The sequence below is a fragment of the Dolichospermum sp. FACHB-1091 genome, from assembly GCF_014697585.1.
In the GTDB taxonomy this organism is placed as follows: Bacteria; Cyanobacteriota; Cyanobacteriia; order Cyanobacteriales; family Nostocaceae; genus Dolichospermum.
Genome location: NZ_JACJSB010000008.1, coordinates 65356 through 87720 on the forward strand (window position 1 = coordinate 65356; position 22365 = coordinate 87720).

Consider the following 22365-nt stretch of genomic DNA (forward strand, 5'->3'; position numbering starts at 1 on the left):
CCTGGGGTGTAAAGTCAAGATCAGTTTAGGTGTCCGTGGTGAATAGCATCAAATAGACCTGAATTTACTAACCAATCCATATTTTCCGGGAGTAAATCAACAGATGGTAATGTTAATATTTGATGAAGCCAAGCAGAAACTATTAGCTCAAAACCTTCACTACTAATTTCATAGTTGGGAGCATAAGCTTTAGGGTAATAAGGCTTAAGAAAAGATTCAGGGTTAATTTCATAATCTGGCTCTATCAAATCAGTAGATAAACCTATATTTTTCCACAAATAAAATTTATCTGGAAGTGCTAATAGAAAAAAAGGTGCTTCTGGAAGTAACCCATGAGCATACATATTGCGTCGCATTTTAGCAGCCCAAATTTTAGATGCACTACGTTTATTTTTAACTTCCACTAAAAGCTGTAAATGTCTATCTTTTCCGTGTACTGCCATATCAGCATAATACATCTATATAACCTCATAACTAGGAAATGACTCACCTATTCGGAAATTTCATTTTAACACTTTACTTAACAAATCCCGATGCAAAAAAGCTCCATTTACTAAAGATTGAATTTTATTAGGTGACAAAGCCGCACCATGATGATAATAATCAATCCAAGTTTTACTAATTAACTCTACATCATTTGGTAAATTATGTAAATCCCAACCAGGTATTTTTAAATCTTCCATTAAATGATTGACTTTAGGATCATAACTCAATGCAAAACAACGAGAACCTTCACTAGCTGCCATAATTAAACTATGTAAACGCATTCCTATGGACATTTCCACACCGCGAAATACACCTTTTAAAATTTGTGGATCTTCGGAACAAATAACTCTACTCACATCTTGTAATTGAGTATGAATTTTTTCCGCAATTCCTATATCTTCACTTTTTTGAAATGGCAATAGTAAAATAAAGGCTTGAGTTTCTTTTTGCAAATTAACTAAGGCTTGAATTAAATTTGTTAACCGATTTTCTGTTAATTGAGGATGATTTCTTAAAGTAACCGCAATTCTCGGTTTTGGTAAATCTGCTAATTCCGGTACTGGCTTTGATTTTAACGCCCAAACCGGGTCAGGGGCAAGGATATGGGCTATACTCCAATCTGATAATAACCGAGAACTAGCAACGTCGCGCACACTGACTTGAGTACAACCCGCAAAATTCCGCTGGGCTAAAAATCGAGTTTGGGAACGCAACAAAGGACCTATACCCTGTCCCCAAGCCACAGTTTTCAAACCCATAACTTGAGCTAAAGCCATCAATCCGCCATAATAAAAAGGGCTAATTACGCTAGTAGCATCTTGCATTAAACTACCACCACCCCAAATAAAAGCATCACAAGAGCGCAAAGCCTTGAAGACTGATAAAACCCCCATACGGTTGTAACATTCCACACCGTAATGACGATGAGTTTCTTCAGGATTTCCAGAAAGCACCACAGGAGTAACATCAAGTGGTAACATTTGCAGAAGTGTGGCTAACAAAGCTTCATCACCACCATTACCCTTACCATAATAACCAGACAATAAAACCCGCATTTTTGCCATTTTGAATTTTAGATTTTAGATTTTAGATTTTAGATTTTGGACTACCAATTTTTTTTAACCTAGTTATCTACCACTGACAACTAACAACTGACCACTGACCACTGATAATTATGCACGTACTTTCAATTCCCACCTGGATAATTCATATTTCCAGCGTCCTTGAGTGGATAACCGCAATATGGCTAATTTGGATATATGGTGAACTAACAGAAAATCGGAGTTGGTGGGGATTGTCCTTTGCTATGTTACCAGCTTTAATTAGCGCAATGTGTGCTTGTACTTGGCATTACTTCGACAATTCCCAAACCCTAGAATGGTTAGTCACCTTACAAGCTACCATGACATTAGTTGGTAACTTTACCCTTTGGGCGGCAGCTTATATAATTTGGCGTTCTACCAAAGCTACAAGCCCCATTAAGACACAAACCATCAAATCAGAACAATGATATCAAAAGAAACCCTCTTTGCCCTTTCTCTGTTTCCCTACTTGGGTTTCCTGTGGTTTATCAGCCGCAGTCCACAAATGCCACGGTTAGCCCTATATGGATTTTACGGCACATTGGTATTTGTCGCCGTCACCATTCCCGCCGGCATTTACGCCAAAGTGCAGTATGGAGAACAATTAGCCAATATAGACTGGTTACATGGCGGTGCAGAAGCCTTTTTAACCCTAGCTAACATCTTACTAGTCTTAGGCTTCCGTCAAGCAGTACAAGAATTAGGCAACAGGGAACAGGGAACAGGTGCTACGCCACGGGGACAGGGAACAGGTGACAGTTAACGGACAACGGAGAACGGACAAATTATGGAAGTAATACCCGCAATTGATTTACTAGAAGGTCGCTGTGTGCGACTATATAAAGGAGACTACGCACAATCCCAAGTATTTAGCGAAAATCCCGTAGAAGTGGCGAAAATGTGGGCAGACCAAGGCGCGACCAGATTACACTTAGTTGATTTAGATGGGGCAAAAGCTGGTAAAATAGTTAACTTGGCCGCCATTGCAGCCATTAGAAATAATCTGTCCATACCCATTGAAGTTGGGGGGGGATTACGCGATCGCTCAAGTGTGGTAGAATTATTCAATCTGGGAGTAGATTGGGCAATTCTGGGAACTGTCGCAGTTGAACAACCCCAACTAGTCCAAGAACTCTGTCAAGAATTTCCTGAAAAGATTATTATTGGTATAGATGCCCGTAACGGCTTAGTTGCTACTCGTGGTTGGCTAGAAACCTCATCAGTATTAGCTACCCAACTAGCAGTACAAATGCAGGAGTTAGGAGCAGCAGCGATAATTTATACTGATATAAACAGAGACGGAACATTACAAGGACCAAATTTAGACGCATTACGAGAACTTGCTGCCGCCATTTCCATACCCGTAATTGCTTCTGGTGGTGTAAGTTCTGTTACTGACTTATTAAGTTTATCAGCCTTAGAACCCCAAGGTGTAACAGGTGTGATAGTGGGTAAAGCCTTGTATACTGGTGATATTATCCTCAAAGAAGGATTACAGGCCATTGGACCGGGGAGAATACAAGATATACCACCAGATTTCGGTATTTCTAGCTTTGCTTAATCAACGGCTTGTCCATTTTTCGCAGGTTGGGTTAAGCGACAGCGCAACCCGACGCTCATGTTGGGTTTCATACCTCAACCCAACCTACAAATCAAGACTTTTTTCAATTTGGACAGGGTATTGTTAGTATCAGACTATATTAACAGTTTAACCCCAGATCCCTAAATTCTCTGAGAAGTCAGGTTTGTAACCCTGATTTACAACATAGCTGCATTGTAACATTTGTGATCACTAATGAGAAAGGTGTCGTTTAGCAAAGCTTACCAAAGCGATCGCTCTTAGTTATATGATAGTGGAGAAGTGCGATTGTGTGAAGCGCAGCGCCAAAGGCGATAGCGAAGCGCTCCGCAGGAATCGCTTTTAAGTAAAAACTTCAAAATGGTAAAATACATGGAATTAAATCTTGGGAAAAATAAAAACTGACTTGGTACTATTAGTTGGATGATTGCTATAAGTGCTTTCATTTTATTTGCTTCTAGCAGTTTAAGACACGCTTTATTTCAATCAACCGCTTTTGATTTAGGGATTTTTGACCAAGCAATTTATTTAATTAGTCAGGGAAAAGTGCCTATTTCTTCTTTCCTTAAATTTCATATTCTTGGTGATCATGCTGCTTTTATTTTGTACCCTTTAGCTTTACCATACAAAATTTACCCTAGTGTCTATTGGCTATTTGCAGTACAGTCTGCTGCTTTATCTTTGGGTGCTTTACCTACATGGTATCTAGCCATTCAAGCAGGATTGAAAGAAAGTCAAGCTATAGCAGTAGCAACTGCTTATTTATTGTATCCAGTGTTGTATAATGCTAACTTATTTGATTTTCACCCAGATAGTATTGCCGTCCCCGCACTTTTGACGATGATTTTTGCAGCTAGAGAGAGAAAGATGTGGAAGTTTTGTATTAGTGTTATTCTTGTACTGGCTTGTAAAGAAGTATTCTCTCTGACAATCTTAGCAATGGGAGTATGCTTACTGTTATGTGAAAAGCGGCGTTTGTATGGTGTAATTGCTATTATTTCTGGTGTTGTTTGGTTTGTAATTACTACTAAATTAATTATTCCTTTTTTTGGTGCTGAAATGGCTTCTGTAGAACGTCATCTCGGTCGGTATAATTATTTAGGAAGCTCCTTCAATGAAGCTTTTCAAACTTTGTTTTCTAATCCAGTCATGATACTAAAACATATTTTTACTTCTGATAATTTTTTCTATTTATTTCTGCTTCTAATCCCTGTATTTTGGGGATTTTCATATAAAAGTATAATTTATTTAGTAGGTGCAATTCCTTGTTTAGTGATGAATATACTTTCTAATGATCAATCACAAAAAGACTTAATACACCAATATTCACTACCAGTTTTACCATTTTTGATATTGGCTGTTATTGCTAGTCTGACTGTAGGTAAGGGATTACTACAAAATAAACGGGGAATCATTATCTGGTCATTAATTACATTTCTCTGCTTGGCAAAATTTACCCATTTTACAGGTAAATATTTAGAGTCTATAGATAATTTGCCAGCTACAAGAGAAGCAATTTCTCTGGTCAAAAATCAGGGTAGCGTTTACACAACGGCGCAAATTACCCCACATTTAAGTAACCGGGATTTAATTAAATTTACAAATGCAGATTTTCCAAATCAAGATTTGAATATTTTTGATTATATATTGTTAAATGTCCGTCATCCAGGTTGGGCAAGTAATCAAGAATTTGCAACAAGTTTAGTAAATCAATTAAACAACAAGCCAAGATTTAAATTGACATATCAACAAGATGATATTTATTTATTCACAAAAAATTAACGTAAAATATCTTCTGGTAGTGGTGAATTAAAATCGGGGGTCTGGAATTTCTGTATTGTACATCCTCTAATTAATTAGCGGTGAAATCAATTTAAAACCTTCTGATTCCCCGATAATTTTACTCTCCTTTAAATTCATTTTCTGCAAGGTGTCATTATCCACCAACAAATAAGATTTATGAACAAACTTATCTTGTAAATCTGCAAGAGATTTAGGAATAACTTGACAATCACTATAAAAGTCTAAACTAGGACGACCATCAGGAAAAGAAGTATAAATTTCTGTTCCTGGTGGAATATTATCCCTAATTAATGCTGCAACTGGTAAAACGGGGAATTTTTCATTTAACTCCCATATCCATGACTGGGAACTCATTAACATTGCTAAAACTAAATACATTCCCGCAAATAAAACCGGGATAAATTGACGGTTATGCTGATTAATGAACCATGATGTGATTCCCATAGTCACTGCTAAAATCATACTCATAACAATTAACAATGGCTGTTTATCAACTAAACTAAAATAAACACAACCTACTAAACCAATAATAACTAAAAATGCAAAAAATCCTGTCAAAAATCTGGTTTTAAACTTCTCTTCCTGCCAAATATAACTTAAATTAGCCCCAATTGCTAAAGCTAAAAATGGGTATATGGGCATAATATACCAGGGTAATTTGGTACTCATTAAAGAAACTATGGCAAAATAAACAATTGTACCAATGAGAGTTAAACAACCCCAAGCAGTATGACGATTTTTCCAACTTAAATATAAGCCTCCTGGCCAAAATAACAACCAGGGAAAACCATATTTTATCACTTCCAGTAAATAATACCAAATCGGACCGGTATTACCTTCTACAGCTTTTCCCAGTCTATCAAAAGCTTGAGACTGAAAATGCACTTCTAAGAAAATATTACCATAATGTTGCCATTGGGCAAAATACCAAGCAATAGCAGGGAAATTTCCTAAAAACATTCCTATCCATAGAAATGGATTTTTAAATATAGCTAATTGTTTATTAGCAATGATAAATAAACCTGCTATTCCTGCTAAAACTACTACTAACATTCCCTTTGTCAGAGTAATTAAACCCAAACAAAATCCGATACCAACAGCATATTTTCTATCATGACGCGCTTTGAGAACACAAAATAATAATAATAAGAAAAAGGAAATAGTCATTCCATCTAACATTGCTAGTCTACCATGACGGACTACAGGCAATAATGTTAAATAAACCAAAGCCGAAAATAAAGCTGGTAAAGTTTCTGCAAAAATTAACCTTCCAATTAAGTAAAGTAAAGGAACTCCTAGCGCGGTTAAAAATGCTCCCGGAAATCTAGTAGTAAATTCTTGTATTCCTCCTGCATGATAGCAAATAGCAATTAACCACTGCATTAAAGGTGGTTTTAATAAAAAAGGATCTCCTTGAATGGTAGGATAAACCCAGTTACCAGTACGATAAATTTCTCTAGCAACTATAGCATAAGTACCTTCATCCCAATCTCGTAAAGGTAAATTTCCCAGAAACATTACCCATAAAACCAAAGACGCTACCAATAACCCTAATAACCATTGTTTATTGTTCATATTTTAGAAGTGAATTAAGGGGAGAAATTTCATAATATTTGTCACTGTTTTTAAAGTCTTTAATTCTGGGATATCTGGTTTGATTTTTTCTACCATTATTAACTGCTTTTCGGCTTGTCTGGGTTGAAAGTCATATAAATAAACAACTCCTAAATAAAGCCAAGTATAAGGATTTTTTGCATCATATTTAGTTAATTCTGTTAAATTCTGAATTAATTCCGGTGCTTTGCGCTGTAAAAGTTGTGATAGCACTAGAGTATAACGCCAATTTAAGTTATTTGGTTGATTTTTTAAGTAATAATTAGCAGCAAATTCAATTTGTTTTAAATAGTCTTGCGTCGGGTCATATTGATTAAAATTATCTATCTGTACAAAGATATTATCTAACTTGCCATTTTGTAATTCTACTGCTAATTGTGACATTCGAGAAACTAAATCTAACGGTGGTGTTTTTTCTACTTTTCCTGTGTCTGTAACATTTACAGTTATGTCAGAACTATTTAAAGGTGTGATTTTACCAGTAATTCTATCTAAATAGAATGCTGATAGTTGATATTTTCCTAGTGGTAATTCCTGGGGAATAAATGTAGCTAGATTCTCAATGACTCGAAAATTTCCCTGGGGATGACATTTTATACCACAATATAAATTACCTAGACCAATTGCATGATCATGATACCAAGCTGATTGACCATTTTGCCATTTTAATAGTAACAAACCATTTTGTAATTCATCCCATGAACCAGTTATTTGATAAGTAACGGAGTTATTTTTACCTATTAAAAATTGATTAGCAGTTATAACTTTTTCTAAAGTAACTGATTTCTGATCATGCTGATTATTATTTAATTTTTCAATTAATTTTTCAACAACTATCTGAGGATTTTTCCGATGATATAATCTTAATTTATCACCATGGGGTAATACCCAATCACTTTGTAATTTTAAATCAGGAGAAGTTTCTATCAAAGATTTTAATTTGCGTTTAGTTTCTCCCTTTTCTCCCGGTTCGTCTGGTTCATTATCTTTGGTGACATACCAAGATAAATACTCTAAATCTTGGTCTACTTGCGATAATTTCATGGTTAATTTTCTCCCATAGACGCGAAAATCAGCCAATGTACCGAAATAATCTAAGGTAAACTCATTAACTTGGGGTGTAGAAACAGGAACTACTCCTAAAGTTGTTTTTAAATATGGGGTAGTTTGATGAATTTTCTCGATTAATTCAGCAAGAGGATATTTTTTACTTTCATTATTTGGTAAATGTTTTCCTCCATAAGCTTGAATTAGAGGTAAAGGAAACAAATTATTTATTAAAATTATGCCACTTAATAGTATAGTTGCTAATCTTAATTTATTAAACCAGATATTTTCAATTAAATTAAAAAAGTAAGCTAAAATTAAACTAATTACCGGAAAAGAAGGAAGAATAAATCTAATGTCTTTGTTTGTCCCTAGAGAACAAATTACATAGCTACCAATTAGAAAAATAAATAACCAATTTAAAGCAGATTTAGCTAAATTATCTTTAACTGCATTTTGACTAAATCTATGTTTAAAAAGATAAATTAAGAAAATACCAATACTCATAAATAATATCGGAAAACCAACAGTTTCTGGGATAGTTTGCGGATAATATAACCAACCAGCAATGGTTGTCGCAGCAGGATCACCCTCTCCTTTTCCCACATTATTAGCATTTAATGCAGAAGTAATAATAGTTAACCAATTTAAACTATACCAAGAACCACAAATTAACCAAGCTAAAATTAAAGATAAGGCTGTTTGAATTAGTTTAATAAATTTACGTTGGCTGATAAAAATAATTAATGTGTAGATACTAGGAATAAGAATAAAAATAAAACCCGTGGGTTTAGCTAACATAATTAACCCTATTCCTACCCCCAAGATTAAAGTTAATATCCATGATACAAAACCAGTATGACTATCTTTCCAAATTGTTAAAATGGTGAAAGTAGCTATGACAATAGACGTTAAACCATAATCTAATAAATAATCAGTTCGCATAATTCCCATAATGGGAAATAATAAGCAAAATATGCTGGCTGTGATGCCAATTTTTCGGTTTTTAAATAAATAATTCCCTAAGTGATATACTGATAAAATTAGTATAGCTGTGTATAATAAGTTGACTAAACTGGCTTGATCATAGCCTTTACCAAATAATACCAAAAATGGTACAGTACAAATATACACAAAAGGAGCGCGATAACTGGGGGTTAATTCCCACAGAGATAACCACCAATTACCTGATAAAATATTCAGGTTTTGAAAAATTCGATAATGATGCAATGCTGCGGTTAAATGGGCGCTTTGATCATAGGATGGAATAGATTCATCTAAGAAAAACCATGTTCTATCTATCAGTAATCCTATCAACCAAATTGTTAATAGTATGATATAGTCTTTATTGATTTTCAGATAACGGTAATTATTCATTAGGTTTTGATTTTCAGGTAATTAAATTTTAAAGATGAATTTTAAACATTTTCAAGTTTCTCAAAAAATTTTATCATGATCAACCAACCTATCTACTCCCTCGTGATTCCCATTTATAACGAATCAGAAAACATCACAGAGATGTATCGTCGATTACATCATGTCATGGCACAGTTAGACGGTGACGCTGAATTAATTTTAATAGATGATGGTAGCCGCGATCGCTCTTTAAGTATGATGCGCGAATTACATCATTGTGACAACCGAGTCCATTACCTCAGTCTAGCCCGGAATTTTGGACATCAAATTGCCGTTACCGCAGGTTTGAACTTTGTCCAAGGTAAATGTATCATTGTTATGGATGCCGATCTCCAAGATCCACCAGAATTAATCTTAACCATGATTGACAAATGGCATCAAGGATATCAAGTAGTTTATGCCCAGAGGACATCTCGTCAACAAGAAACCTGGCTAAAACGCTTGACTGCATATCTTTTTTATCGCATTCTTCGACGTTTGGCTAAAGTTGATATTCCTGAAGATACAGGAGACTTTTGTTTAATGGATAGACAGGTCGTAAATATCCTTAATTCTATGCCCGAACGTAATCGCTACATTCGCGGTTTACGTGCTTGGGTAGGTTTTCGACAAACTTCTGTACCTTTTGCACGAGATCCCCGCTTTGCTGGTACAGTAAAATATACATTTGGTAAATCTTGGGCTTTAGCAATTGATGGTATTATCTCCTTTTCCACTGTTCCCTTGCGGCTGGCTACCTATATAGGCATATTATCAGCTTTTATTGCCTTATTTATGATATTATTAGTTTTGTATTGGCGTTTATCCGAACCATTCTCCCCCACAATTGGTTACACATTAATTACAATTTCCATGTTTTTCCTTGGTTCAGTTCAATTAATTTGTATTGGTATTTTAGGTGAATATATTGGCCGGATATACGAAGAAGTCAAAGGTCGTCCTCTTTATACATTAAAGGAAACTGGAGGTTTAAAAGACAACTCAAATATAACATGACTATAGTATCATTTTATTCAATCTCAACGAGATAAACCTTGTTTCTGTAGCAGCGTTTACCATTGGCGTAGTGAATCCCTATGGATTCGTATTTGTGTTCTATATAATATCTCAGGTAATATCTGTGTCAATCCAAGAATTTAGTTTACTGCTAATTTCAGTTATCATTAGTGTTGGTGGACAGTTTTTTTTGAAGATAGGAGCGACAAAATTAGGTAAAGTTGATGCAGGTAACGCTATTAGTCATATTCTCAGTATTGTGACTACACCAGAACTTTTATTAGGACTAACCTGTTATGGTATTGGTGCTATAGCTTATATTCTCCTGCTGACGAGAATCAATCTTAGCGTTGCTGCTCCCGCTGTATCAATTGGTTATATATTTTCTGTATTATTAGGTTACTTTGTTTTAAAGGAAGCCATTCCTCTCAACCGTGTTTTTGGACTAGGTTTAATTGTCACGGGAGTGATATTAGTAATCTGGAAAAAATAAACTATGTCCTCACCCACTCTAACAAATCTTCAAACCTCTCCCCTGTCAAGGAAGAGGTTTTAACTCCCCCTTTCCTCCTATCCTAGTGAAGGGAGTTGGAGGTTAGGTCTAGTCATTTAATCTCAAAATAACGTAGTATACTAGGGTTAATCGTATTTAACCGCAAGATGAAATACCTAACCCCAGAACAAGTTTATAAACAATTCGACTATCACCCCAAGACAACCGCTTGAGGGGGCTGACTTAGGGAAAATAGAATGTATTCGTTCTCCTGCTGGATATCGGAAATATCCAGAATCAGCATTTATCAAAACAGTCTCAACAGATAAAGAACTCGCTCTTTATGCCCGTGTTAGCACAAAAACCCAGCTACTAGTCTAAACTTTACTTTCTCCGACCAGGAAAAAATAGCCTAAGAACAAAATATTTACGAGCCAAATAGTAGCCCATGTGATTTAATAGAAGGTAGTGCAGTCTAGACTATGAAACTCAAAGTTAAAAATCAGTTAACCGTTACGAGAATCGCCATTTTAGGGACTAAAAAACTAAATACTTGGAAATCTAACGAACTTGATTTAATTGCTTTGCGTTTAGGACAACTACGCTCTGACTTGTGGAATGAGTTCGGCTCGTTAAAGGCTTGGGGTATTTCTAAATTTGAAATAGACAAACAGCTACGCACATCTAAAGACAAGTACCAATTACCTGCTAAGTTATGGGATTCAACCCTTTATGATGTAATTGATAATATCCATTTGGTTCAGGCTGCTTGTGTTGAAAAAGTGATGAAATCCTTGGGTCAATCATTCCAATCCTTCCAGTCTAAAAAAGGGGTTTTACAACTTACATTAGAAAGCCGTGAATGGTTGAAACACCCCAAACTTTGCACCTTGGTGAGAAAGTTTTGGTATCGAGGTCATACGAAAGTTTGTAACCAAATTATTCTTAGGGCTTTTGATACTAAATTAGATAATAAAGGCGTGGTGTGGCTGCGTTTTGGCGGACTCACAAAGGGTAAAAATCTGAAATTGCCAACGACTTTACCGACAGAAGTAAAATGTCAGTTAAGGCTAATCAAACGTAATAGTAGATGGGAAATACATTACACAACCGATATTCAAAAAGCCGAAAAAAAGACCGAAGGTAAAATAATTGGCTGTGACAGAGGTTATACAGAAGTTTATGCTACATCATCTAACGATGGTGCTAGATTTTTGGGTAATAATTTCGGTAAAATCCAAACAGAAGAAACTGATTACAGAACAGCGAAACAAGTTAAACGCAACAAAATCAAATCAGTTTTTGACAAGTCTATTGCCAAAGGGAATAGTGCCAAAGCTGATAGAATCAAACGGAATAACCTCGGTAAAATCAAGTGGAACAACCGAGAAACATCATTTAAAGGTAGGATTCAAACAATAGTTTTTACAGCTACATATCACTTGATGACTGATGCAATCAAGGTAGCTTTTGAAGATCTGACGGAAGCAATAAAAAGCAAAAAGCCCTTGAAAAAACGCATCAAGAGAAATGTTTCTTCATGGTGCAAGGGGGTAGTTGCGGATGCTCTCAAACAAGTTTCAACCCGTGTAGGTTGCACGGTTGTTAGTGTTAATAGTGCATATACGTCACAACTTGACTCCAGATTTGCTACTTTAACGGGTAGTAGAAATGGTGACAAGTTTACCGGACATGATGGGGTCGTAATGCACTCAGATACTAATGCTGCTGACAATATTCTAGCAAGAATGAGTGATGTTGAAATCACTCGATACATGAAACATTCCGATGTGAAGAAAATCTTGTTAAAAAGAAGTCAGAAGTTTCGGGATTCCTTGATGGAAACCGCAGCGATAACGGGCAAGGATCAGCCCCAGACTCTAGAACCTGAAAGTAATTTTACAAGTCAGGTCAATCAGAGAGCGAATTATAAGCAATTGACACTGTTTGACCTTGGTTAACTACGTTAGTTGTGTATCTCAGGCTAGTGAATCTCAGTATATAGAGAAATGTGTTATAACCTACCATCAGAGTCATGATCCTGATCATTTATTGCTCACCCCTTCAAGGAGTTATGCTGTGGAAAATAATAAGTCATTTTTTGAGACGCAGGGAATATTAATATCAATACTTGGCTTAACTGGTGCTTTAAGCATTGCTTTGATGATCATGTTTAAAGGTAACACCTCTGACGCTGAAAATCGCAGCGTTAGCACCAAGGATAATGATACTGCTGTTCTGATGGTAACTCAAGAGCGGTTAGAGGATTTAAAAACAGAAATGTTGACTAGCTGGCAACAACAAGCACAAGCAAAAGGTGTTTCCACTGATGTACCGACTAACTTTCAAGGAATTGTTGTCAGTGAAGCTAAACTCCCCCCAGGAAAAAAAGTTATCGCCCTAACCTTTGATGATGGTCCTTGGCCTAATAGTACAGCAAAAGTATTAGATATTCTCCAGAAAAATCGCATCAAAGGCACATTTTTCGTCGTCGGACAAAATGTTAAGAATTATCCTGACTTGACAAAACGAATAGTTACAGATGGTCATACTATCGCTAACCATACTTGGCATCACTGGTATCATCACATGAATGCACAGGTAGCCGCTGCGGAAGTTGCAAATACCGGGGACATAATTTATCAAACTACAGGGGTGAAAACTAGTCTATTTCGTCCACCTGGTGGCAACATGACCAATGGGGTGGTAGCTTATGCTAAAAGTAATAAATATGCTGTTATTATGTGGTCATCTGATTCCAAAGACTATTCACGTCCGGCCGTGCCTCAGTTAATGAATAATATATTTAGAGAAGCTAAACCAGGTGGTATTGTATTAATGCACGATGGAGGCGGAGATCGATCTCAGACTGTTAAAGCATTACCAGAAATCATTAGTAAGTTTCGCAAACAAGGTTATGAATTTGTCACTATTCCTGAACTTCTAGAAATGCAAGATCAGTATCCATCTTTAATTGCCCACAATAAAACAAAATCTCAAAAACCCCAAAAACCCAAGAAACCTTAAAGAAATAATGTCAGAATCAGGATACCGAGGATTAAAGGATGAACAGGATGAATAAGCTGTTGGACATTTAGATTGTATATTGCTCACAACTAAAACTCTTGTGGAACAGGCATCCTGCCTGTTTTAATTATGCAAATTACATCTTTCTCAGCTTATACCAATTCTGTATGAAGATGCACATAATCGTAATTAAATCCTGTAAATCCTTAAATCCTGATTCAGACAAAAAAGATGAAAGCATGAACAGAATAAATACAGATAAAGTAGACATCTCTAAATACGCAATGAGTGGGGAATTATACTGGTGATGAGGGCGATCGCCTTATATTTTTATTTTGCAGCCAACCAATTCTGCTGTCCTAATCGCTGCCAAGCTTTACGTATATGTTGTGGTTTAAAGATGGTGCGTTTGCGTTCATCTACGATGGGGCGCAGCCCATCGCTCCAGGAATAAACTAACTCTATGGCCTGTTCACTATCTTGGACTGGGTTGGTTTCTTGAGTCCCTACCCAATGAACTGTAGCCAATAATTCCATGCCATAAGGGGTTTCAAAGCCATTTATGAGGTTGCTAACTCGTTCTAACCGTTCCTGTGCTGATGGGTCATTGGCTAAAAAGGACTGTGCAGCTTCTCTACCTGCGGGTAAAACGTAAATTTCCGCGCTTTCTGCCTTGGCTGTTCCATCCCCATAACCGCGAATGTAATGCCCTTCTATGTGTTTTAAAACATGATTTAGATTATGGGCATAAGGTCCATATTTGTGTTTTACATACTCAAGGCGTAGGGGTTCACCTGCTACTTGTAAAAAATAGGCGAGTTTTTGAATTTCTAGTTTGGTTAATTCATAACCAGGAATACCGTACAATTCCAGTAAGCGAATAAACAAGGCACGGGCGCGAGTCATATTTGGCTTTTTGCTGGCTACGGGCATTGTTTCCACAGCAGGTGCGCCACTGGGTTCAAAAATAATGACTTGGACATCTGGAAGTGCAGCAAAAGCTGATTCTATTAAGGGTTTTACCTCACTCCAGTCTAAGCCACCGTTACCGCACCCCAATGGAGGTATAGCAATGGAAGTAATGTTTAATTGCTGTACTTGGGCGACTAATGCTACCAGTCCAGTTTTGATATCTTCTAATTTAGATTTGCCCTTCCAGTGGCGTTTGGTGGGGAAGTTAATAATGTACAGGGGATTAAATAAGTTACCTGTAGCGACGGTAAACATCTGCCCCGGTTGCACCTGTCCAGCACGACAGGCTTTTTCGTATTGGCGGAAATTTTCTGGATAGGCTTGTTTAAATTGCAAAGCAATGCCTTTGCCCATGACACCGACACAATTCACTGTGTTTACTAGGGCTTGTGATGGTTCTGTTAATAAGTTGCCTTGCTTAATTTCAATCATTGTTTTTAAGGGATTAAATAATTTTAATCGCTGTTTATACTGTTATATTCTCTGTGGTAGTTGCTGATTGATAATCAATTATTATCAATTAGTGTTATCTATCACTGGATAAACTAGAAACTGATTTTAAATATTATTTTACTACTTAATGGAATTTTTGAATAATATTAATAATGATTTGAAATATTATTTAGCTAATTGATTGATGATTTTAATAATACCAATTTTGATAAATATTTACTGGAATTTGGATATTAAAGGCGGTAAGTATTAGTTGTACTTGTTCAGCAATAGTTTTATTGATTACACCTATTTCTTGTATTAAACTCCAAGGACAATTTTCATAAACTAAAAATTCTGCTTGTCTTCTCCACTTGCGGTTGGGGTCATCTGGAGTATTCGCCCAATATTTTGATTTCATTAATTCCCAATCTATGACTGATTGTAAATCAGACATATCATCATAAAATTCGCTATATGCCATGATAGCGTGTCCATCAGTAAAAGCAAATTTTAGTTTTAAAGAATTGATGGTATAAGCTTCTGAAACTAGATGGATAATTGGTTGTTGTCCACCGCTATAACTATCTACGTTTTGTTTATGAATGGCATAGAGCATGGGTGAACGCGGAGCAAAATAAAAGGGGACATAATCATGTAAATATCCCCCAGCACTACAGGGGACTTTTGTGGTATCACGTCTATCTTGAATGTGTCCGTGTGCGATGTCAAGATAATTGGTTTGCTGTATCTTAAGTCTACTGTTTGCTATCAATCCCCCACTGGTGATTATGGAGGTTAAGTTATCAATATGGGTGATGTGATAAATCGGTGTAGACATCTAGTGCTTTTAAATTATACTCTTGGAGGTTTCAGGTACAAACAAACCTATTCTCTAGATTTTAAACTATTGTCTACAAAATAACTATGTCGCTATTTGAATGAAGGTAAGACCAGCAAACATCACTCCAGTAAAGTTAATAGTATTTGCTAGAATTGAAAACTAAGATTTGAAACCTAAGATTTGAAAATGTTAACTTAATTATTTCAAGAACCATATTGATAAATTAACCAATCTTTTCCATCTTCCACAAAATATACATAAAAAGGTTCAATCTGGTCAAATTCTAAGCGAATATTAGTTTTTACCTCTACAATTAATTTTTTATCTAGGTTTATATCTATAAAATCTTGAGTAGTAGAGGAAATAGATTTTAAGTATAGATATCCTTGAGATGAAAATAAACGAATTTTCCCTGTTATCACTTTATTTTTTAACTGTTTAATACTTAAATTGATAACGGTATCTGTTTTTTCTACTTGTACAAATGGATTGACACAGTTATAAAATGAATTATCTATAACTATTTTACTTACATACTCTGAATCCGCGCCTATCATGTTAATTAAAGATTCTCTATCTTGAGTATTTCTACATATAATTTGGAAATCTATTCCCTTAGAGAAATCAAGCCCATTCTTGACTATAAATTCTTGTTGAGATGCAGTTTTGTAATTAGCTTCTCCAAAATCATTATATATATTATCAAAATCAAAATAATCTAAAAATTCTATACTATTACCATAATGCGCCCAGTCAGTAGCTAAATTACCATTGCTAACAGCACATCTAGCACCATGTGTCTTTAATACATCTTCTATTTTGAACCTGAAAAATATAGGAACTGGGCAAATGGCAAATATATTTTCTCGGCTACCTAATAATTCATTATGGAATTGTGTAGGCGTAAGGGGTCTAAAATAAAAGCGGGCAAAGTTTCTTTTAATGTAATCATTAGTTCGACCAATTAAATCTTGTCCGGCTGAATCTTTAAAACTTGCTTTACCTCTTGGTAAAATTGACATGGAGTTTAAGATTTTGACAGCATTTTCTATATGAGTAAAATGATAAATATACCCTTTCCAATGGGAGTATTGCTGGTTTAATTTTGTTGTTAACTCTGTTTGGAATTCAATTAATTCTTGATTTGAACGGCTATCTTTAAAATCGTTTTGCTTGCATTTTGTTTCTACATAAGGACTTTCATGAGGATTAACTTTATTTTGTTCAGCAGCAAGTTCACGTTGAATTTTTACCTTACTTGATGTCTTCGCCTCTTTGAAGCAGATAAGGTCATCAAAGGTAAAATTAGATTTATTAATAAATTGTTCCAGTAGGTCTTCAATGGAGTCTATAAATTGAGAATTAACATAGATAATATTATTGCTTATATCTATATTTTTACCTTGAAAAATAACATACTTAATAACTTGATTACCAAAAGAGATTTTATACCTTATCTCTTTTTCACATACACGAATTGAAAATTTATTATTAATTTTGGTCAACCAAAGTCTATAATAATCTTCTTGAAAAGGTATTGAGTGCTTAGATAGGAAATCAGTATCTAATTTTTGATTCAGAATAATTGAATTAACAGATTCTATATTGAAATTTTCTGGATAACATCTTTTATCTATAAGTAAACCACCTTGAGATTTAATAATTGCCCAAATATATACTATTTCAATTTTTAAATTAGATAATTCTTGATATTTTTTCTCATCCAAATAATAAGTATTTATTTCAGAAAATTGGAATTTGTATATAATTAAATTATCAGTGATGTCATCAGGAAATTCAACTGTAATTAAAGGCAAATTTGATTCCATTGAAATTGAAACTGAGTCATAGATACGTCTAATAATTGCCAAAGCATCTTTATCACTTTCTCTAAATTGAACACTAACAGCACATAACCAGTTAAGAGTATTGCTTAGCAGACGCGGATAATCACTAATAGCCGCAAAATTATTAAATATATGTTCAGATTTACTAAATAAATAATTCCTTAACTTTACGATATTAGATGTTTCTGTGTGAACTTCTAATGCAGCTAAAAACTCAATTTTCAAAGAATCATCAGAATCATCAAATATCCATTCCTGAACCCATTCAGGTAATTGTTCTTCTGGCAAAGCATAGGTGTTCGGATAAACAGAGTATTTGGGTGAAAAACCTATAACAAGTCGAATATTTTCCGTGTTGTATTTAACTATAGTAGTATCATCATCGTTTAGCCAATGAGTTTCCGATATAGATATGGATTTCGGCTTTTTTAATAGCCATTTATCGTACATTATCTTCAAAAAGTTTTGTTGAGTTTCGCCCTCATCTTGAAGATTCTGCTTTAAAGGAAAGCAATAAAATTGATCATTATCATCAAAGTATGGCTCTAAAATTATCGTAGGCTTATCACCAATCTTAAATACAGGATTTTTTGCGTCTAATCTTAGTAGCTTTTCGATATCTTTATAATTATTATCTAACAAGCTATCATCACTGATAAAAAAGCTTTTATCAGCATTGACGTAGAAATTTAATTCACTTAATTTGGTAGAGGATGTGTTATTCATTAGCTGTATTTACCGTAAAGTCTTCTAATAATTGAATATCATTTTTGGATTTGGCATATAAAACTACAAAAGCTAGTTGTTGAGCATTTTGTAAATGGGGAAACTCTTGTTTCAACTCTTCATATACTTCCTCATGAGTTATTGTTGTTTTACCAATACCAAATAGAGTTTTTAGTTGATTATTCAAACTTTTAAACTGTTTGAGCATTTTATCAACTATTCCACTGGTATCTTGATAGCGTGGTAAAATTTTAGATAATGATAGTTCATATTTCTCATCATCAATTTTAAATATCACCTCATCTTTTACAGCCTCTCTAACTGGGTAAACTCCTTCCTCTTTATCAATAACTCTAACTTTATTTTTAAATTCTGCTTGTAGTGATTTATCATCCATAAAACATTGACAAGCCAATTCTAATACTTGATATTCATAGGAGCTTTTTTGATAAACTTCTTCATGAACCAGTGTTAGTGAGGGTATACACCGCAAAAACTCTTTTCCTACATCTTTATTCCCAGATTCTTTGACAACACCTATCAATTCTTCTATTAATTCATCAGAGAAATAGTTTTTAAACAAAACTTCGTATAAAGTTGAATCTTTAAATAAGCCTTGATTATTTCCTCTTTCATTATGAAATTCTGTTGGCAATATTTTAAGTTTATCAGAAAGGTGATGCTCTATATATTCTTTCAGTTTTGCTTTTTCTGTATAATATTGGTAAATATCACTATTATTTTTATCTATAACTGAATGTATTCCTAGTTCTTGAGTAGGACTGATATAAAGAAAATTGAAGAATGATTCACCATTTTTGGCAGTAAATTCAATTAAATTATTTACCGCAGATTGTTCTAATTCAACCATCTGTACATCAATCCAATCTTTTAACTTGTCTTGGTTAGTTTTGAAAGGTTCTTGAGATAGGTATTTAAAAATATTTTTCTCTGGTAACTGAAGATTAGTGAGACATGATATTGCTACCTTAAGGTCATTATAAGACTGAACTTCACCCAATTGTTCACTGTAAAAAACTTGATTTATTTTTTTAAAACCACCATCAGTAAATATATATGGATATTCTGTTAACGGACTCTTGTTTTCACTATCTGCAAAGTAGCGTGTGATATCTTGATAAAACTGCCCAATGTCATTACCACTAAAAGTAACTTCAACCTGTTTAATAATATTGTCCCAATCACGATATATAATTTTCTCGTAAATCTCCTTTTCTTCTAGTAAATAATTATCCAGTTGCGAAAAATATTCTTTATCATCAACTTGATAAGTTTGTAGCCAATTGGGTAAAACAATATTTCGAGATAGCATTTCTTCCAAGGGTTTCAAAGTCTGAGAACTGTCTTGAAACAGAATCAGTTTTTTCAATTTCTCTGGCTGTTTGAGTCCTCTTAAGAATTTAAAAATATTTTCTTTTTCTTTTGGTGTTAAATTACACTTATGAGATATTATACTTTCAGCAACTCTAGTGAATAACCTACCTCGTAAATGCTCTTCTAACTTGCCTTCGAGTTTACCTAGTAAATTTTGATAATCTGCTAAATTTATTTTTGATAAGAAAAACCCTAATTTATTTGTTAGGATATTTTTCATAGCCAAAGTATCCTGAGAACAAATAAGCAGATAGTTAGATTTAGTTTTTATATCATTAATTGAATAGTATTTTTTATCTGTAAATTTAAAAAGTTTCAGTTTACAAACTATTGATATAAAATCAGTTGTCCAAATACTATCATTAATTTCACTTAACTCCTTGAGCAACAGTTTATAAGAGTTTTCAGAGGCATTATTTATCCATTTATTAATAAACTCAATATTACCTTCAATGATTAAACTCTCAAGTTTCCAGAATTTTAAAGATACTTTATTAACTAATTCCTTATCTGAATTTTTATTCCAGTAAAACCATTCTTTGTCTTGAATACCAAAATCAATAGGACTGATATTGAGTTCTGTATTTTTAATATAAACTTTTTCCCGACTATAGAAATTTCCTCTATGGGTAGGTATTTTACCAGATATATAATGTATTAAAGGCTGATATAGTGATTCAGTTATCCAGTTTTTTGAAGGTTGAGAAGATAACAAAATATTAGCATATAGCTCTCGATAATAATCAGGTTGATTCTCAATATATTCATCTAACTTCTTGAGAAATTGAGTGATAAACCACTTAAAAATAGCTTTGTTAGTTGGTAGTTCTTCTAGTTCTCGCCGATTTGTTTCTATCTTAAAAGCATCACAATGGAGAATAAAACTTAACTTATGATCCTCTGCACCCATTGGGAAATATTTATAGAAGTTGGGATAATCTCTAAGTTCTCCACTTCTCTTGTAAGGTAAATGTCCAAATAGAATCTTTATATCACATTTTTTATCAGTAGGATTTATTGCTATAAAATCATCAGAATCTTTAGGTATTTTAAACTCTATAGTTTGTAATGCAAGTTTTTCGATATGCTTGTCTTTTAATATTACATTATTTAGGGATTTCAGCATATTGAGAGAGCATTCCACGCCTTTTTTAAGGTCATGCTCATAATGCTTGTCTAAAGCTTGGCTCTTACCTGCACCCAGATTTAGGAAAAATAATGAACCTCTGTGAAGCTTTGATAATTCTAAGTTAGATTGATTTTCTCTAAGAAATTGCAGTAATTCACCCAGTTCTCTTTCTGTGAATACAACATTATTTCTATAGCTTAAATCTTTAACTTCTTCGACTGGTTGAGTAGGAAAGTTAGTTATTAAAATTTTAAATAGCCAGGGAGATTCTCCCTCTAAATCATTATCATATTCTATTTGTTGGACGTTAGTAACATTTAAAAGTGATTCTAATTGTTCGGGTTTAGTCCAACTAAACAAAATTGGTCCTTTATATTCTTCTGTTAATTCTTTTAAGCCTTCATTTTCACCTACTAATCTATGAACCAATTTAAAACCAATACCAAAGCGACCTATTTTGTCGCAGTCTACTGCTTGATTTGTACTATCAGATTTACTAGATTGACTAGTATTTAATATAGAAACTACATCTTTTAACTTAAATTCTATGCCATTATTCAAAGCCAGAAAAAACTTATCATTATAAAAAATGTAAAATGTATCGGATTCACAATCTGCGGCATTTTGGAGAAACTCATATATAGCCTGTCCATCTTCAGCGTTTTGTAATCCTGTTGCTAAGAAGTTAGCTATGTTAGCTTTCATACCATGATAAGCACTGAAAAAGCCAACTACTTTTTCACCAGATGAATTTTTGTTCTCACAGCCCATAAAATCAGGTTGTATATGATCTGGAAGCGACGAACCGGTTTGGGTAATGACAGAGAAAGATGATTGTTTCTCGACAATCCATCTTCTTAGGTGTTTGACGGATTTTATTCTCATATTTTTGATTAGTGATAATTTATTGTCTTAATTATAACTAATTAAGTAAAGCATGGCAATGTTTGGATACGAAATTTACAAAAGTAAAAAAATAAAACTAGAGCGAATTTTTTGGCTGTGTGATTGCCAAAAAGCCAGTAGGTATGCAGCAGTTAACGAAAGTGTTATTTCATTGAATGACTGCTTCCCCATCCATGCAGACAAAATTATAGTGGATTTAGAGCTTACGCTCATATACGATAATACAATTGCCGTACTACCATGCCAACATACTTATACTTTGGTGAAAACGAATTTTTTCTAAATGGCATCATCAAACAACTAAAAACCCACACTCTAGATCAACAATGGGCAAACTTCAACCATACAGAATACCCCCCAGAATCTAAAGAAACCATTCCTCAAGCATTATCCCATATCATGACACCACCAGTTGGGAGTGGAGGAAGATTAGTACACCAACAGCACATTACTAGAAGTTTGTGCAAAAGAAATTTTGTTGCAGTTGGAGTCCATTCTCCCCAAAATTCCCTCAACAAATACCCTCCTTATCACCAACACTCACAAACCTGACGCGAGAAATAAATCAGTC

17 protein-coding genes are annotated in these 22365 nt (G+C 34.4%); 9 read left to right on the forward strand and 8 right to left on the reverse strand.

The window, feature by feature from the left end:
* Positions 1-20: 20 nt before the first annotated feature.
* Together H6G25_RS07120 and csaB are read right to left on the reverse strand one after the other, a co-directional pair.
* Entirely contained in the window at positions 21-458 is a 438-nt protein-coding gene (locus H6G25_RS07120) for a hypothetical protein (RefSeq protein ID WP_190391874.1), read from the reverse strand.
* Between the two features lie 45 nt (positions 459-503).
* The gene (csaB, locus tag H6G25_RS07125) at positions 504-1550 is read right to left on the reverse strand and encodes a polysaccharide pyruvyl transferase CsaB (protein ID WP_190391875.1); all 1047 of its coding nucleotides are present in this window, start codon (positions 1548-1550) and stop codon (positions 504-506) included.
* A 110-nt stretch (positions 1551-1660) separates the two neighbouring features.
* Between csaB and H6G25_RS07130 the strand changes: the two genes are divergently transcribed.
* The 4 genes from H6G25_RS07130 to H6G25_RS07145 all read left to right on the forward strand — a co-directional run bounded on the left by H6G25_RS07130 (position 1661) and on the right by H6G25_RS07145 (position 4929).
* Positions 1661-1996 (forward strand): DUF2499 domain-containing protein, encoded by a 336-nt coding sequence (locus H6G25_RS07130; protein ID WP_190391876.1) that lies wholly within the window; start codon positions 1661-1663, stop codon positions 1994-1996.
* Entirely contained in the window at positions 1993-2331 is a 339-nt protein-coding gene (locus tag H6G25_RS07135; protein WP_190391877.1) for a DUF3593 domain-containing protein, read from the forward strand. Before H6G25_RS07130 ends, H6G25_RS07135 begins: the two co-directional genes overlap by 4 nt.
* Positions 2332-2355: 24 nt before the next feature.
* The gene (hisA, locus tag H6G25_RS07140) at positions 2356-3129 is read left to right on the forward strand and encodes a 1-(5-phosphoribosyl)-5-[(5-phosphoribosylamino)methylideneamino]imidazole-4-carboxamide isomerase (protein WP_190391878.1); all 774 of its coding nucleotides are present in this window, start codon (positions 2356-2358) and stop codon (positions 3127-3129) included.
* A 441-nt stretch (positions 3130-3570) separates the two neighbouring features.
* Positions 3571-4929, forward strand: a complete 1359-nt coding sequence (locus tag H6G25_RS07145; RefSeq protein WP_190391879.1) for a DUF2079 domain-containing protein — start codon at positions 3571-3573, stop codon at positions 4927-4929.
* Between the two features lie 66 nt (positions 4930-4995).
* Here H6G25_RS07145 and H6G25_RS07150 read toward each other — a convergent pair whose 3' ends face one another.
* Both H6G25_RS07150 and H6G25_RS07155 read right to left on the reverse strand, forming a co-directional pair.
* A complete protein-coding gene (locus H6G25_RS07150) occupies positions 4996-6525 on the reverse strand; it encodes a glycosyltransferase family 39 protein (protein WP_190391880.1) in 1530 nt (509 codons plus the stop codon).
* A 3-nt stretch (positions 6526-6528) separates the two neighbouring features.
* Positions 6529-8988, reverse strand: coding sequence for a hypothetical protein (locus H6G25_RS07155; RefSeq protein WP_190391881.1), 2460 nt, complete (start codon positions 8986-8988; stop codon positions 6529-6531).
* Between the two features lie 78 nt (positions 8989-9066).
* Here H6G25_RS07155 and H6G25_RS07160 point away from each other — a divergent pair, with 78 nt between their 5' ends.
* The 4 genes from H6G25_RS07160 (at position 9067) to H6G25_RS07175 (ending at position 13543) form a co-directional block, all read left to right on the forward strand.
* Positions 9067-10023 carry a glycosyltransferase gene (locus H6G25_RS07160; protein ID WP_190391931.1) on the forward strand — a complete coding sequence of 319 codons (957 nt, stop codon included), beginning with the start codon at positions 9067-9069 and terminating at the stop codon, positions 10021-10023.
* A gap of 124 nt (positions 10024-10147) precedes the next feature.
* Positions 10148-10516: an EamA family transporter gene (locus H6G25_RS07165; protein ID WP_190391882.1), complete on the forward strand. Its 369-nt coding sequence runs from the start codon at positions 10148-10150 to the stop codon at positions 10514-10516.
* A gap of 482 nt (positions 10517-10998) precedes the next feature.
* Positions 10999-12477, forward strand: coding sequence for an addiction module component (locus H6G25_RS07170; protein ID WP_190391883.1), 1479 nt, complete (start codon positions 10999-11001; stop codon positions 12475-12477).
* A gap of 118 nt (positions 12478-12595) precedes the next feature.
* A complete protein-coding gene (locus H6G25_RS07175) occupies positions 12596-13543 on the forward strand; it encodes a polysaccharide deacetylase family protein (RefSeq protein ID WP_190391932.1) in 948 nt (315 codons plus the stop codon).
* Positions 13544-13873: 330 nt separating this feature from the next.
* On the opposite strand, the gene H6G25_RS07180 is transcribed toward H6G25_RS07175, so the two are convergent.
* The 4 genes from H6G25_RS07180 to H6G25_RS07195 all read right to left on the reverse strand — a co-directional run bounded on the left by H6G25_RS07180 (position 13874) and on the right by H6G25_RS07195 (position 21773).
* Positions 13874-14947 carry a macro domain-containing protein gene (locus H6G25_RS07180; RefSeq protein WP_190391884.1) on the reverse strand — a complete coding sequence of 358 codons (1074 nt, stop codon included), beginning with the start codon at positions 14945-14947 and terminating at the stop codon, positions 13874-13876.
* 211 nt (positions 14948-15158) lie between these two features.
* Positions 15159-15788, reverse strand: coding sequence for a DUF4433 domain-containing protein (locus H6G25_RS07185; RefSeq protein ID WP_190391885.1), 630 nt, complete (start codon positions 15786-15788; stop codon positions 15159-15161).
* A 206-nt stretch (positions 15789-15994) separates the two neighbouring features.
* Positions 15995-18364 (reverse strand): DarT ssDNA thymidine ADP-ribosyltransferase family protein, encoded by a 2370-nt coding sequence (locus H6G25_RS07190; protein ID WP_190391886.1) that lies wholly within the window; start codon positions 18362-18364, stop codon positions 15995-15997.
* Entirely contained in the window at positions 18357-21773 is a 3417-nt protein-coding gene (locus H6G25_RS07195) for a hypothetical protein (RefSeq protein ID WP_190391887.1), read from the reverse strand. Before H6G25_RS07195 ends, H6G25_RS07190 begins: the two co-directional genes overlap by 8 nt.
* 261 nt (positions 21774-22034) lie before the next feature.
* Between H6G25_RS07195 and H6G25_RS07200 the strand changes: the two genes are divergently transcribed.
* Positions 22035-22346 carry a hypothetical protein gene (locus tag H6G25_RS07200; RefSeq protein WP_242034904.1) on the forward strand — a complete coding sequence of 104 codons (312 nt, stop codon included), beginning with the start codon at positions 22035-22037 and terminating at the stop codon, positions 22344-22346.
* Positions 22347-22365: the final 19 nt, after the last annotated feature.

Bases quoted from the DNA above. Each gene is read 5' to 3' on its own strand.
- H6G25_RS07120 (WP_190391874.1), bottom strand. From the start codon at position 458: ATGTATTATGCTGATATGGCAGTACACGGAAAAGATAGACATTTACAG.
- csaB (WP_190391875.1), bottom strand. From the start codon at position 1,550: ATGGCAAAAATGCGGGTTTTATTGTCTGGTTATTATGGTAAGGGTAAT.
- H6G25_RS07130 (WP_190391876.1), top strand. From the start codon at position 1,661: ATGCACGTACTTTCAATTCCCACCTGGATAATTCATATTTCCAGCGTC.
- H6G25_RS07135 (WP_190391877.1), top strand. From the start codon at position 1,993: ATGATATCAAAAGAAACCCTCTTTGCCCTTTCTCTGTTTCCCTACTTG.
- hisA (WP_190391878.1), top strand. From the start codon at position 2,356: ATGGAAGTAATACCCGCAATTGATTTACTAGAAGGTCGCTGTGTGCGA.
- H6G25_RS07145 (WP_190391879.1), top strand. From the start codon at position 3,571: ATGATTGCTATAAGTGCTTTCATTTTATTTGCTTCTAGCAGTTTAAGA.
- H6G25_RS07150 (WP_190391880.1), bottom strand. From the start codon at position 6,525: ATGAACAATAAACAATGGTTATTAGGGTTATTGGTAGCGTCTTTGGTT.
- H6G25_RS07155 (WP_190391881.1), bottom strand. From the start codon at position 8,988: ATGAATAATTACCGTTATCTGAAAATCAATAAAGACTATATCATACTA.
- H6G25_RS07170 (WP_190391883.1), top strand. From the start codon at position 10,999: ATGAAACTCAAAGTTAAAAATCAGTTAACCGTTACGAGAATCGCCATT.
- H6G25_RS07180 (WP_190391884.1), bottom strand. From the start codon at position 14,947: ATGATTGAAATTAAGCAAGGCAACTTATTAACAGAACCATCACAAGCC.
- H6G25_RS07185 (WP_190391885.1), bottom strand. From the start codon at position 15,788: ATGTCTACACCGATTTATCACATCACCCATATTGATAACTTAACCTCC.
- H6G25_RS07190 (WP_190391886.1), bottom strand. From the start codon at position 18,364: ATGAATAACACATCCTCTACCAAATTAAGTGAATTAAATTTCTACGTC.
- H6G25_RS07195 (WP_190391887.1), bottom strand. From the start codon at position 21,773: ATGAGAATAAAATCCGTCAAACACCTAAGAAGATGGATTGTCGAGAAA.
- H6G25_RS07200 (WP_242034904.1), top strand. From the start codon at position 22,035: ATGCCAACATACTTATACTTTGGTGAAAACGAATTTTTTCTAAATGGC.